Source organism: Burkholderia sp. APQ4-4ca (assembly GCF_057837105.1).
Genome location: NZ_JBYQCG010000231.1, coordinates 26865 through 39444, shown reverse-complemented (window position 1 = coordinate 39444; position 12580 = coordinate 26865). Strand labels below are relative to the sequence as shown.

The 12580-nt window shown below is 67.9% G+C and carries 11 protein-coding genes; 7 read left to right on the top strand and 4 right to left on the bottom strand.

What is annotated here, in order from left to right:
• Entirely contained in the window at nt 1-393 is a 393-nt protein-coding gene (locus AC3IFE_RS27520; protein ID WP_306427123.1) for a nucleotidyltransferase domain-containing protein, read from the top strand.
• A gap of 191 nt (nt 394-584) precedes the next feature.
• On the opposite strand, the gene AC3IFE_RS27515 is transcribed toward AC3IFE_RS27520, so the two are convergent.
• The 4 genes from AC3IFE_RS27515 to AC3IFE_RS27500 all read right to left on the bottom strand — a co-directional run bounded on the left by AC3IFE_RS27515 (nt 585) and on the right by AC3IFE_RS27500 (nt 5223).
• The gene (locus tag AC3IFE_RS27515) at nt 585-1061 is read right to left on the bottom strand and encodes a DNA-deoxyinosine glycosylase (protein WP_089468089.1); all 477 of its coding nucleotides are present in this window, start codon (nt 1059-1061) and stop codon (nt 585-587) included.
• Nucleotides 1061-1657, bottom strand: a complete 597-nt coding sequence (locus AC3IFE_RS27510) for a chorismate--pyruvate lyase family protein (RefSeq protein WP_089468259.1) — start codon at nt 1655-1657, stop codon at nt 1061-1063. The genes AC3IFE_RS27515 and AC3IFE_RS27510 overlap by 1 nt, the downstream gene beginning before the upstream one ends.
• An 8-nt stretch (nt 1658-1665) precedes the next feature.
• Complete coding sequence (gene htpG / locus AC3IFE_RS27505) at nt 1666-3564, bottom strand: molecular chaperone HtpG (protein WP_489193237.1); 1899 nt, start codon at nt 3562-3564, stop codon at nt 1666-1668.
• A 198-nt stretch (nt 3565-3762) separates the two neighbouring features.
• Nucleotides 3763-5223: an aminotransferase-like domain-containing protein gene (locus AC3IFE_RS27500; protein WP_489193235.1), complete on the bottom strand. Its 1461-nt coding sequence runs from the start codon at nt 5221-5223 to the stop codon at nt 3763-3765.
• 230 nt (nt 5224-5453) lie between these two features.
• Here AC3IFE_RS27500 and AC3IFE_RS27495 point away from each other — a divergent pair, with 230 nt between their 5' ends.
• The 6 genes from AC3IFE_RS27495 to AC3IFE_RS27470 all read left to right on the top strand — a co-directional run bounded on the left by AC3IFE_RS27495 (nt 5454) and on the right by AC3IFE_RS27470 (nt 12413).
• Complete coding sequence (locus AC3IFE_RS27495; RefSeq protein ID WP_489193233.1) at nt 5454-6146, top strand: VOC family protein; 693 nt, start codon at nt 5454-5456, stop codon at nt 6144-6146.
• Nucleotides 6147-6201: 55 nt separating this feature from the next.
• The gene (locus AC3IFE_RS27490) at nt 6202-7110 is read left to right on the top strand and encodes a DMT family transporter (protein WP_069618088.1); all 909 of its coding nucleotides are present in this window, start codon (nt 6202-6204) and stop codon (nt 7108-7110) included.
• Between the two features lie 165 nt (nt 7111-7275).
• Nucleotides 7276-8457 (top strand): aminotransferase-like domain-containing protein, encoded by a 1182-nt coding sequence (locus AC3IFE_RS27485; RefSeq protein WP_089468094.1) that lies wholly within the window; start codon nt 7276-7278, stop codon nt 8455-8457.
• A gap of 43 nt (nt 8458-8500) precedes the next feature.
• Nucleotides 8501-8959: a RidA family protein gene (locus AC3IFE_RS27480; protein WP_006478174.1), complete on the top strand. Its 459-nt coding sequence runs from the start codon at nt 8501-8503 to the stop codon at nt 8957-8959.
• Nucleotides 8960-8972: 13 nt separating this feature from the next.
• The gene (locus AC3IFE_RS27475; RefSeq protein ID WP_489193230.1) at nt 8973-9857 is read left to right on the top strand and encodes a PhzF family phenazine biosynthesis protein; all 885 of its coding nucleotides are present in this window, start codon (nt 8973-8975) and stop codon (nt 9855-9857) included.
• A 216-nt stretch (nt 9858-10073) separates the two neighbouring features.
• Entirely contained in the window at nt 10074-12413 is a 2340-nt protein-coding gene (locus AC3IFE_RS27470; RefSeq protein WP_089468260.1) for a bifunctional diguanylate cyclase/phosphodiesterase, read from the top strand.
• Nucleotides 12414-12580: the final 167 nt, after the last annotated feature.

Below are 12580 nucleotides of genomic sequence, written 5' to 3'. Positions count from 1 at the left end.
GTGCGAGCGTTCGCCGGCAGCCCGATTTTCAGCGAGTTGCGTCTCATCGTCATCAAGACCTTCGGGGTCGTCGACGTGCTCCGCGGAGCGCCGTCACCGCTGACCTCGGAGATACAACTCGCCTTTGTATACGGTTCGGTTGCCCAAGGCAGCGACCACGCCGGTGGCGACGTCGATGTCATGTTGGTCAGCGAGACGCTCAGCTATCGACAAATCATGGCCGCACTCGAATCGGCCGAAAGACGGCTCGGCCGCTCGGTCCGGATCACACAATACACTCACGAGGAATTTCTCGAACGGAAACGCAAAAGTCATCCGTTCCTCGCGGAAGTGCTGCGCCAGTCGAAGCTGATGATTATAGGAACCGAGGTCGACATTGACCGCACTGGATAACCTCGCACGCATCGGAAAACTCAAACCCTTTCCGGCGAACCGCGGCGAATTCGAGCATCTGCTCGGCCTTGCTCGAACCTTGCGCGATACCGTCACAAGCAGTAACGGAATGGGGACGGAGAACCACTACTCGACCACCTGCTGCCGTCCACCTGATCCTGCTTCTCGGGACACTCTGAATCCAACGAGTTTCAAGGACGTATCCCGCGCCAAAGCACCAGCTTCTGCTCGAACGACAGCATTGCATTCGCCGGGCTCGACGAAGGCAACACGAGCGTCTCGTACCCGGCCTGGCCGATCACGTCGGCGAACCGCCCCGCCGTCTTGCCGTTGAAGCACACGCGCTTGAGCAACGGCGCATGCGCGCGCAGCGAATCGAAGTCGTTCGGCTTCGCATTCCTGATCGCGGAATCGAGACTGCCCTGCCGATGGCACGCATCGAGCACATCCCAGATGCCGATGCCGTGCGACAGCACGCGCGCAAGCCGCGCATCGTACGGCAGCTCATGCAGCGACGGCTCGCCGAGCACCGCGCCGAGCAGCCGCCAGAACTGGTTGCGCGGATGCGCGTAGTACTGCGCGGCGTCGAGCGACGCCTCGCCCGGAAAGCTGCCGAGGATCATCGTGTGCGTGTTCGGCGCGACGACCGGCGGAAAGCCCTGCAACATCACGCGTCTCCATGCGACCCGACCGATCGCGGCCCGTCGCCGTGCGCGGCGAGATGGCGCCACAGCGTCGGCAGCATGCACTCGGTGACCATCAGCGGCTTGCCGTGACGCTGGAACACCGAGCGCCGCGCGGCAAACGCGTGCGGCGCGCGCGCGCCCTGCAATGCATGGCTCGCGAGCGCATACAGCGGATGACCGGCGATCACGCGCCGGCTCACGAGCGCCGAGCGCTCGACCTGCGGATCGCTGTACAGCAGCTCCGCGAGCGGCCGCGTGCGCAGCCGCCGCATCGCCTGCCACACGCCCTTGCTGGCCGCGAGCGGCGCGATGCTGTGCGCGGCGACGTACGGCGTGCCGTCGACCGACAGGATCACCTCGCGCACCCACATCGGCGCGCGCGGCGAACTCGCGAGTGCGTCGGGCTCGTCGAACCACGGCGCGTCGACGGCCTCGCGCGTCACGCGCACGGTCACGCGGCCCAGCCGCGCGAGGTGCGCGGTCAGCGATCCGCCGCGCGTCAGCCAGTCGCGCTGGTCGAGCGTGCAGCCAGGCCGCGGCGTCTCGCGCCAGCCGGCCTGCGCGCCGTCGAATCGCATGCGCGCGTTCACGCGGCCCGCGACAGCAGCAGCGCGTTGGTCCGCTTCACGAAGCTCGCCGGATCGTCGAGCATGCCGCCTTCGGCCAGCAGCGCCTGATCGAACAGCAGATGGCACCAGTCGCCGAAATCGGCGCTGTCGGCGTTCAACTGCTTCACGAGCGCGTGCTCCGGGTTGATCTCGAGGATCGGTTGCATCGCCGGCGCGTTCTGGCCGGCCGCCTTCAGCATCCGCTGCAGGTAGCCGCTCATGTCGTTGTCGTCCGCGACGAGACACGACGGCGAATCGGTCAGGCGGAACGTGACGCGCACTTCCTTCACCTTGTCGCCGAGCGCTTCCTTCATCTTCTCGATGACCGGCTTGATCGCCTCGCCGGCCTGCTCCTGCGCCTTCTTCTCCTCGTCGTTCAGCTCGCCGAGATCGAGATCGCCGCGGGCCACGCTCGCGAGCGGCTTGCCGTCGAATTCGTGCAGGAACGACAGCATCCATTCGTCGACGCGATCGGTCAGCAGCAGCACCTCGACGCCCTTCTTGCGGAACACTTCCAGATGCGGGCTGTTCTTCGCGGCCTGCCACGTATCGGCGGTCACGTAGTAGATCTTGCTCTGCTCGGGCTTCATGCGCGACACGTAGTCGGCGAGCGACACGTCCTGCGCGTCGGTGTCGCCGTGCGTCGACGCGAAGCGCAGCAGCTTCGCGATGCGCTCGCGGTTCGCGTGATCCTCGCCGAGGCCTTCCTTCAGCACCTGGCCGAACGCGCCCCAGAACGTCTTGTACTTGTCCTTGCCGGCATCGTCTTCCGCGTTCGCGAGTTCCTCGAGCATCGACAGCGCGCGCTTGGTCACGCCTTCGCGGATCGCCTTCACGTCGCGGCTTTCCTGCAGGATCTCGCGCGACACGTTCAGCGGCAGGTCGGCCGAATCGACGACGCCCTTCACGAAGCGCAGGTATTGCGGCAGCAGTTGCTCGGCGTCGTCCATGATGAACACGCGCTTCACGTACAGCTTCAGGCCGCCGCGATAATCGCGGTTCCACAGGTCAAACGGCGCGTGCGCCGGCACGAACAGCAGTTGCGTGTATTCGCTGCGGCCCTCGACGCGGTTGTGCGTCCACGTGAGCGGATCCTGATGATCGTGCGCGATGTGCTGGTAGAACTGCGTGTACTGCTCGTCGGTGACGTCGCTCTTCGAACGCGTCCACAGCGCGCTCGCCTGGTTGACGGTTTCGTCCTCGTCCTTCAGGACCATCTCGCCCTTTTCCTGATCCCACTCTTCCTTGCGCATCAGGATAGGCAGCGCGATGTGGTCGGAATACTTCTGGATGATCGATTTCAGGCGATGCGACGACAGCAGGTCGTCCTCGCCTTCGCGCAGGTGCAGCGTGATCGTCGTGCCGCGCTGTGCGCGCTCGATCGCGTCGATCGTGAAATCGCCCTCGCCCGCGCTTTCCCAGCGCACGGCTTCGTTCGCCGGCAAGCCCGCGCGGCGCGTTTCGACGGTGATCTTGTCGGCCACGATGAAGCCCGAGTAGAAGCCGACGCCGAACTGGCCGATCAGCGCCGCATCCTTCTGCTGGTCGCCCGACAGCTTCGTGAAGAATTCCTTGGTGCCCGAACGCGCGATCGTGCCGAGGTTCGCGATCGCCTCGTCGCGGCTCATGCCGATGCCGTTGTCGTCGATCGTGATCGTGCGCGCGGCCTTGTCGTAGCCGATGCGGATGCGCAGGTTCGGATCGTTCTCGTACAGCGCGCTGTCCGCGAGCCCTTCGAAACGCAGCTTGTCGGCCGCGTCGGACGCATTCGACACCAGTTCGCGCAGGAAGATTTCCTTGTTGCTGTAGAGCGAATGGATCATCAGGTGGAGGAGTTGCTTGACCTCTGCCTGAAAGCTCATCGTTTCGTGTGCCATGGATGCTGTTTCCTCTTACTTGAACTGAAAGGGGGGCGCCGGCGCCCGGCGCGCGATGCCGGCGGACCCGCGAAGGACGGCCCGTTTGGGACGGCCCGTTCGGGGCGGCCCGTTGGGGACGACCGCCTGGCGCAGGCGATTTGCGCGCGTATCTGGGGACGGCACGCGGCATTTCAAGAGCCGGCGTGCCGCGCCGCGTCACGACGCGCGCCGCACCGCCGAGTCGATATAGCGTGCCAGCAGCCCGGGCAGCGCCGGATCGCCGCAATTCGCGACGTTGAAGCGCATCCACGTGGACGGCGATTGCTGCGGCGAGAACAGGCTGCCCGGCGTCAGCAGGAAGCCGGCTTCGTGCGCGACCGCCGCGAGCGCGTCCGAATCGACGCCCGTGTCGGCCCACAGGAACATCCCGGCCGCCGGCATCGTGAAAAGCCCGAGCCCCGTGCGCTCGAGCATCCGCGCGGTCTTGTCGCGCACGCCGTCGAGCCGCGCGCGCAGCCGCTCCACGTGACGCCGGTAATGGCCTTCGGTCAGGATCTTGTACAGCACGCGCTCGTTGAGCTCGGGCGTGGTCATCCCGACCAGCATTTTCTGGTCGGTGACCGCCTTCGCGATCTCCGGCGCGCAGGCCACGTAGCCGACCCGCAGGTTCGCCGCGAGCGTCTTCGAATAGCTGCCGAGATAGATCACGCGCTTCAACTGGTCGAGGCTCGCGAGGCGCGTGGCCGGATAGCTCGGCGGGCACAGGTCGCCGTACACGTCGTCCTCGACGACGAGGAAATCGTACGCCTCCGCGAGCTTCAGGATCCGGAACGCCTGCGCGGCCGACAGCGACGTGCCGGTCGGGTTCTGCAGCACCGAGTTGATCACGAGCATCTTCGGCCGCCACATCTGCACCAGGGTTTCCAGCGAGTCGAGGTCGGGACCGTCGGGCGTATACGGCATCCCGACGAGCTGCGCACCCTGCGCGGCGAAACGGCCGAACATCTGGAACCACGCGGGATCGCCGACGATCACCGCATCGCCCGGTCGCATGTAGAGCCGCGAGATCAGGTCGATCGCCTGCGTGATGCCGGAAACCAGCACGATCTGTTCGGGCTTCGCGCCGATCTCGACTTCGGCGAGGCGCGTCTGCAGTTGCTGGCGCAGCGGCAGGAAGCCCTGCGCGGTGCCGAAGCCGAGCATCTGCGCGCCCGACTGACGCCCGAGGGCGCGCAGCGCGCCGGTGATCAGCTCGCCGTCGAGCCAGCGGCCCGGCAGGTAGCCGAGGCCCGGGCCCTTCTCCGGGCTGACCGTGTGCAGCATGTTGCGCAGCAGCCAGACGACGTCGATCGTGTTGTGCACGGGCGCGGCCTCGGCCGTGCGCGCGACACCGTCGGCCGGCTGCGGGCCGGCGCCCGTGCGCTCGCGCACGTAGAAGCCGGAACCGCGCCGCGAGTCGAGGTAGCCCTGCGCGACGAGGCGCTCGTAGGCCTCGACGACGGTGAAGCGCGACACGCTCTTGTCGAGCGCGAGCTTGCGGATCGACGGCATGCGCATGCCGGGACGGAACACGCGTTCGTCGATACGCCGCCGCGCCCACTGGACCAACTGGTCGACGAGCGTGAGCGTGGCCGTGTCGTGCGGCGCGGGAATCTGGGCGAGTGGGACGGTGGACATGGGCGGCAGCTCCAACTGTACCGAAGGCTATCGCGCCGATTGTACCGTTACTGTGCCGGTAGCGACGATTACAGTTGTCCCGAATGGCGATCGTGCGGCCGCCGTTGCGGCTCCGCCGCACGGGGCGCTGCGCCCGCCGGCCCGTGTCGCGGCCGGTGCGCCGGCCGGTCCGGCCCCCGCCCGGCCCGTCGCCCGCCTACCATGACACTTTCGCTTCCCGACCGACGCTCATGCCAGCCCGCTCCCTGACACTCGATCATCTCGTGATTGCCGCGCGCACCCTCGACGAAGGCGTGCGCCATGTCGCCGACGCGCTCGGCATCGAACCGGCCGGCGGCGGCCGCCACCCGCTGATGCGGACCCACAATGCGCTGTTCGGCGCGTGGGGCGGGCTCTACCTCGAAGTGATCGCGATCGACCCCGACGCGCCCGCGCCGGGCGACGCTGCGGAGCCGCCGCGCGCGCGGCTGTTCGGGCTCGACGATCCGGCGATCCACGCGCGACTCGCGCAAGGCCCGTTTCTCGCGCACTGGGTCGCGCGCGTCGACCGCCCGCGCCGGCTTGCGCTGTGGCAGCGCCAGTACCCGGCCCGCATCGCGCCGGTCGTCGCGATGCGGCGCGGTGACCTGAGCTGGGGTCTCACGGTGCCCGACGACGGCAGCTTCCCCGCGTGGCAGGGTGCGGGCGACGGCCTCGTGCCGTCGCTGATCCAGTGGGACAGCCCGCGCCATCCGGCCGAATCGCTGCCGAACGACGGCGTCGCGCTGAAAGCGTTCAAGGGTGTCCACCCGCGTGCGGATACGATCCGCGAGCAGCTCGACTGGCTCGGCGCCGCTCACCTGCTCGCCGTCGAATCCACCGACGGGCCGCCGGCGCTCGTCGCCGAATTCGACACGCCGCACGGCGCGCGCACGCTTCGCTGAGCGCTCCGCCACCTGTTCCATTCCACACACCCGGCAATACGGAGACACCCAGCCCATGAATTCGCGCGAAACCCGGGGCATGCTGCTCGGCCTCATCGGCGTGATGATCTTCAGCCTGACGCTGCCGATGACGCGGATCGTCGTATCCGAACTCAATCCGCTGCTCAACGGGCTCGGCCGCGCGCTCGCCGCCGCCGTGCCGGCCGGCCTGCTGTTGTGGTGGCGCCGCGAGCCGCTGCCGACCCGCGCGCAACTGAAAAGCCTCGCGATCACGTCGGCCGGCGTGATCATCGCGTATCCGGTGTTTTCCGCGTGGGCGATGAAGAGTGTGCCGGCCTCGCACGGCGCGGTGGTCAACGGGCTGCAACCGCTGTTCGTCGCGCTGTACGCGGCCTGGCTGTCGCACGAACGGCCGTCGAAGGCGTTCTGGGCCAGCGCGGTGGCCGGCAGCGCGCTCGTGATCGCGTTCGCGCTGCGCGACGGCGGCGGCGCCGTGCAGGCCGGCGACGCGCTGATGCTCGTCGCGGTCGGCATCGGCGCGCTCGGCTATGCGGAAGGCGCGCGCCTCGCGCGCCAGATCGGCGGCTGGCAGGTGATCTGCTGGGCGCTCGTCGTGTCGGCGCCGTTCCTCGTGCTGCCGGTCGGCTGGCTTGCATGGATGCAGCACGCGGCGCATCCGGGCCCGCTCGCGCCGCGCACGTGGCTCGCGTTCGGCTACGTGACCCTCTTTTCGCAATTCATCGGCTTCTTCGCGTGGTACGCGGGGCTCGCGATGGGCGGCACCGCGCGCGTCGGCCAGGTGCAACTGCTGCAGATTTTCTTCACGATCGCCTTTTCCGCGCTGCTGTTCGGCGAAACGGTCACGTCGTCGACGTGGCTGTTCGCGGCCGCGGTGATCGCGACCGTGGTGCTCGGGCGCCGCTCGGCGGTGGCCACGGCGCCGCGCGCCGCTCGCGCCGGCTGATGAGGTGCGCCATAATGAACGTTTTGCCTGATCGGTTTTGCCTGACTGGCCGTGCTTACCCAGCCGTGAAGGCTTCATCGTGCCGGCACTGCCCACCCGGCGGCGTCGAAGCGATGCGCCCGAACGACCTTTCTTGACTGACCACGATATCCGAACGAGGAGACTATGAATCCGAACGACCTGCATCCGCCGCACTGGCAGCTTTCCGAACGCGCCCGCAAGCTGACGAGCTCCGCGATCCGCGAGATCCTGAAGGTCACGGAACGCCCCGAGGTCATCTCGTTCGCCGGCGGCCTGCCCGCCCCCGCGACGTTCCCGGCGGAACGCATGCGCGCCGCCGCCGACCGCGTGCTGCGCGACGCGCCGGCCGCCGCGCTCCAGTACAGCGCGACCGAAGGCTACCTGCCGCTGCGCGAATGGATCGCCGAGCGCTACAGCGTGCGCGTGTCGCAGGTGCTGATCACGACCGGCTCGCAGCAGGCGCTCGACCTGCTCGGCAAGGCGCTGATCGACCCGAACAGCCCGATCCTCGTCGAAACGCCGACCTACCTCGGCGCGCTGCAATCGTTCTCGCTGTACGAGCCGCGCTACGTGCAGGTGCCCACCGACGAGCAGGGCCTGTTGCCGGAAGGTCTTACCCCCGAACTCACGCAGGGCGCGCGCCTGCTGTACGCGCAGCCGAACTTCCAGAACCCGACCGGCCGCCGCCTGCCCGTCGAGCGCCGCCGCGCGCTCGCCGCGTTCGCGCAGTCGAGCCCGTTCCCGGTGCTGGAGGACGATCCGTACGGCGCGCTGAACTATCAGGGCGAGCCGCTGCCGACGATGCTGTCGATGGCGCCCGACCACGTCGTGCACCTCGGCACGTTCTCGAAGGTGCTCGCGCCGGGCCTGCGGATCGGCTACATCATCGCGCCCGAGGAACTCCACTTCAAGCTCGTGCAGGCCAAGCAGGCCACCGACCTGCACACGCCGACGCTCACCCAGCGCATCGCGCACGAAGTGATCAAGGACGGCTTCCTCGACGAGCACATCCCGACGATCCGCGAGCTGTACAGCGCGCAGTGCGACGCGATGCTCGGCGCGCTCGCGCGCCACATGCCGGAAGGCGTCACGTGGAATCGCCCGGAAGGCGGGATGTTCATCTGGGTGAACCTGCCCGCGCAGATCGACAGCATGAAGCTGCTTGCCGCGGCCGTCGACAACCACGTCGCCTTCGTGCCGGGCGCGCCGTTCTTCGCGGAGAACGCGCAGCAGAACACGCTGCGCCTGTCGTTCGTGACGGTGCCGCCCGAGAAGATCGAGGAAGGCGTCGCGCGCCTCGGCAAGCTGCTGCGCGAGCGCCTCTGATCCCCTTTTTCCCTGTCACGACTCTCTACGAGGAATCGAACGCATGGCTAACGTCTACGACAAACTGAAGTCGCTCGGCATCGAGCTCCCGACCGCCGGCGCACCGGCCGCGGCCTACGTGATGAGCGCGCAAAGCGGCAACACGGTCTACCTGTCGGGCCACATCGCGAAGAAGGACGGCAAGGTCTGGGCCGGCAAGCTCGGCGCCGATCTGCAAACGGAAGACGGCAAGGCCGCCGCCCGCTCGATCGCGATCGACCTGCTCGCGACGCTGCACGCGCACACCGGCGACCTGAACAAGGTCACGCGCATCGTCAAGCTGATGAGCCTCGTCAACTCGACGCTCGACTTCACCGAACAGCACGTCGTGACGAACGGCGCGTCGGAGCTGATCGCCGAAGTGTTCGGCGACGCGGGCAAGCATGCGCGCTCGGCGTTCGGCGTCGCGCAGATCCCGCTCGGCGCGTGCGTCGAGATCGAACTGATCGCCGAAGTCGCGTAACGGGCGCCGCGCGATGCCCGGCCGTCTCGTTCGTTTCAAGCAGGTCGACGTGTTCACGTCGGTGCCGTTCAAGGGCAATCCGCTCGCCGTGGTGTTCGACGCCGATTCGCTCGGCGACGACGCGATGCACGAGATCGCCCGCTGGACGAACCTGTCGGAAACGACGTTCCTCTGCACGCCGACCGATCCGCAAGCCGATTACCGCGTGCGGATCTTCACGACGGGCGGCGAACTGCCGTTCGCCGGCCACCCGACGCTCGGCACCGCGCATGCGTTCCTGGAAAGCGGCGCGCGGCCGCGCACGCCGGGCCGGCTGATCCAGCAGTGCGGGGTCGGCCGCGTCGCGCTGCGCGAGCAGGCCGACGGCTGGGCGTTCGCCGCGCCGCCGGCACGCGTCACGCCGCTCGACCGTTCGGACTACGCGGCACTGGCCGCCGCGCTGCGCAGCGACGCGCTCGACCTGGACGCCGAGCCGTGCGCGGTGGACAACGGCGCGCCGTGGCTGGTCGTGCGGCTGAAGTCGGCCGACGCGTGCATCGGCCTGTCGCCCGATCCGGCCGCGCTGGCGGCGCTGACCCACCGCTACGGCGTGGACGGCCTCGCCGCCTACGCGCCGCATGCCGAAGGCGGCCCGGCGACGTTCGAGGTCCGCTGCCTGATGACGGGCGGCCAGTTCGGCACGCCCGGCGAGGATCCCGTCACCGGCAGCGCGAACGCCGCGCTGGCCGGGCTGCTGACGCGGCAGGAACGCCGCCCCGGCCCGTCGTATACGGCCCGCCAGGGCACGGCGATCGGCCGCGACGGCCGCATCTTCGTCAGCTACGACGCAGACGGCACGACGTGGATCGGCGGCCACGTCGTCACGGTCGTCGACGGCACGTTCCGGTCGCCCGACTGACGTTTCGCGATGTGCGATGGCGCCGGCTCGTCCGGCGCCCCGCGCTTCGCCCAACTATCGCAAAAACGTTCCAGCCAGTAATATCGGGCCTAATCCGTTGTTTCGGAGGTCTGTCCATGGTTGCGCGTCCCGCGAACGAACAGACGTCGGGACAATCCGAACCCTAGTCGGCCATCCAGACGGATGGCGCACGCGAGCAGGACGCCGCCCTCTTCGATGAGCTCCGCCCGGTCCAACCACACGCCGCCGAACCGGCCGCTGCGCGCGCCGCGCAAGTCGCGCCGGCGTGCGCTGTTTGCCATCCCGCTGCTCGGAATGCTGGCGCTCGCGCTGCTGTGGGCCGTGATCATCGCGCGGCTGTCCGTTGAAAAGGACAGTGCGTACAAGGAAGCGGCGGCTTCCGCGGCAATCCTGTCGTCCGCGCTCGAACAGCATACGGTCAAGGCGATCCACCAGGTCGACCAGATCACCCGCTTCGTCAAGTTCGAATTCGAGAAGTCGCCGGCGCGCTTCAATCTCGCGAGCGCCGTCGAGAAAGGCGTCGTGCCGAGCGACACGCTGATCCAGGTGTCGCTCGTCAACGCGAAGGGCATCCTGTTCGCGAACACCGCCGAAGCCCATCCGCAGCCGATCAACCTGTCCGACCGCGAGCACTTCAAGGTCCACCTCGCGCACAACGACGACCGTCTCTTCATCAGCAAGCCCGTGCTCGGCCGCGTGTCGAGCCACTGGACGCTGCAGATGACGCGGCGCCTGAACAATCCGGACGGCAGCTTCGCGGGCATCGTCGTGGTGTCGGAAGACCCGAGCTACTTCACGAACGATTTCTACAACAACGCGGCCATCGGCAAGGAAGGCGTGATCGCGGTCGTGTCCGACACGGGCGCGGTGCTTGCGCGGCGCACGGGCTCGGTCAGCAACGCGCCGGGCGCGTTTTCGGCGTCGGGCGTCTACCCGATCGCGGAGCGCGTGACGGGCACGATCATCGACCCGATCGACGGCGTGACGCGCATCGTGTCGTACCGCCACCTCGACGGCTACCCGCTCGCGGTGATGGTCGGGCTGTCGCAGACGGAAGAGTTCGCGGACTACACCCACACGCGCAACGTCTACCTGCTGATGACGAGCTTCATCACGCTCGCGATGCTCGCGTTCTTCGGCGTCGCGACGGGCCTGATCGGCAAGCTGCTCGGCCGCGAGCGCGAAATGACGCAGCTCGCCGAATACGACCTGCTCACCGGCCTCGCGAACCGCTATGCGACGCTGCGCGGGCTGCGCAACGACGTGTCGATGCCCGCGAGCCTGTCGCGGCTCGGCCTGCTGTTCATCGATCTCGACAACTTCAAGACCGTCAACGACACGCTCGGCCACAACGCCGGCGACATCGTGCTGCAGATGACCGCGTCGCGCCTGGCCGATGCGGTCGGCGACGAAGGCTCGCTCGCGCGCATCGGCGGCGACGAGTTCGTCGTCGTGATGAAGGGCGACGACGTCGAGCGGCGCGCGGTGCGGCTCGCCGAAGCGATCATCCAGATGTTCAGCGAGCCGTTCGACGTACGCGGCAGTTCGTTCGTGCTGCATGCGAGCATCGGCATCGCGCTGCATACCGTCGCGAACGAAAGCGAGATCGACCTGCTGAAAAAGGCCGACCTCGCGATGTACAGCGCGAAGGACGCCGGCAAGAACTGCTACCAGTTCTATGCGCCGCACCTGTCGCACCGCGCCGACCACCTGATGCGCTGGGAACAGCAATTGCGCGTCGCGCTCGCGGAAGGGCAGCTCTTCCTCGCGTACCAGCCGAAGATCGACCTCGCGCACCGCACGATCACCGGCTTCGAGGCGCTCGCGCGCTGGGATCACCCCGAACACGGCGTGATCTCCGCGAACGAATTCATCTCGATCGCCGAATCGACCGGCCTGATCGTGCCGATCGGCGACTTCGTGATCCGCACCGCGTGCGAGCAGATCGCGCGCTGGCGCGACGAAGGCCACGACACGCTGACGCTCGCGGTCAACATCTCGCCCGTGCAGTTCTGGCGCGGCGACCTGATCGAGACGATCTCGCAGGCGCTGAAGGATACCGGCATCGACGCGAACCGGCTCGAGATCGAGATCACCGAAACCGCGATGATGGAATATCCGGAACTCGTGTCCGAGAAGATCGTCGCGCTGAAAAAGCTCGGCATCCGGATCGCGCTCGACGATTTCGGCACCGGCTATTCGTCGCTGTCGTACTTGCACCGCTTCTCCGTCGACACGCTGAAGGTCGACCGCTCGTTCGTGCAGGCGATTCCGACCGATCGCAGCGTGTGCGTGATGGTATCGTCGATCGTGCATCTCGCGCGCTCGCTCGGGCTGACCGTCGTCGTCGAGGGCACCGAAACCGAGGAACAGATCACGTGGCTGTCCGCGCTCGGCGAAATCGAGGCGCAGGGTTTCCTGTTCTCGCGCCCGGTGCCGGCCGATGCGATTCCCGCGCTGATCGCACGCTTCGGCGTGCGCGGCGAGCATCCGAACGTCGTCGCGCATCGCGCGACCGGCAGCACGGGCGGCTGACCCGCACCGCTGCGGCCGCGGCGCGCGTTGCGCGCCGCCGCAATTGTTGCGTTTTCCGATCCGGTCGTTTAGTTCATTAACTAGCGTTTTCGCGCATGGCAGTGTCACGATGCGCGGCGGACAATCGGGAGGGCCGACATGTCGGCGGGCCGTCGGCACGGCCCTAC

Coding starts and splice junctions, on each gene's coding strand:
- AC3IFE_RS27495 (WP_489193233.1), top strand. CDS start 5,454: ATGCCAGCCCGCTCCCTGACACTCGATCATCTCGTGATTGCCGCGCGC.
- AC3IFE_RS27480 (WP_006478174.1), top strand. CDS start 8,501: ATGGCTAACGTCTACGACAAACTGAAGTCGCTCGGCATCGAGCTCCCG.
- AC3IFE_RS27500 (WP_489193235.1), bottom strand. CDS start 5,223: ATGTCCACCGTCCCACTCGCCCAGATTCCCGCGCCGCACGACACGGCC.
- AC3IFE_RS27490 (WP_069618088.1), top strand. CDS start 6,202: ATGAATTCGCGCGAAACCCGGGGCATGCTGCTCGGCCTCATCGGCGTG.
- htpG (WP_489193237.1), bottom strand. CDS start 3,564: ATGGCACACGAAACGATGAGCTTTCAGGCAGAGGTCAAGCAACTCCTC.
- AC3IFE_RS27510 (WP_089468259.1), bottom strand. CDS start 1,657: ATGCGATTCGACGGCGCGCAGGCCGGCTGGCGCGAGACGCCGCGGCCT.
- AC3IFE_RS27470 (WP_089468260.1), top strand. CDS start 10,074: ATGAGCTCCGCCCGGTCCAACCACACGCCGCCGAACCGGCCGCTGCGC.
- AC3IFE_RS27515 (WP_089468089.1), bottom strand. CDS start 1,061: ATGTTGCAGGGCTTTCCGCCGGTCGTCGCGCCGAACACGCACACGATG.
- AC3IFE_RS27475 (WP_489193230.1), top strand. CDS start 8,973: ATGCCCGGCCGTCTCGTTCGTTTCAAGCAGGTCGACGTGTTCACGTCG.
- AC3IFE_RS27485 (WP_089468094.1), top strand. CDS start 7,276: ATGAATCCGAACGACCTGCATCCGCCGCACTGGCAGCTTTCCGAACGC.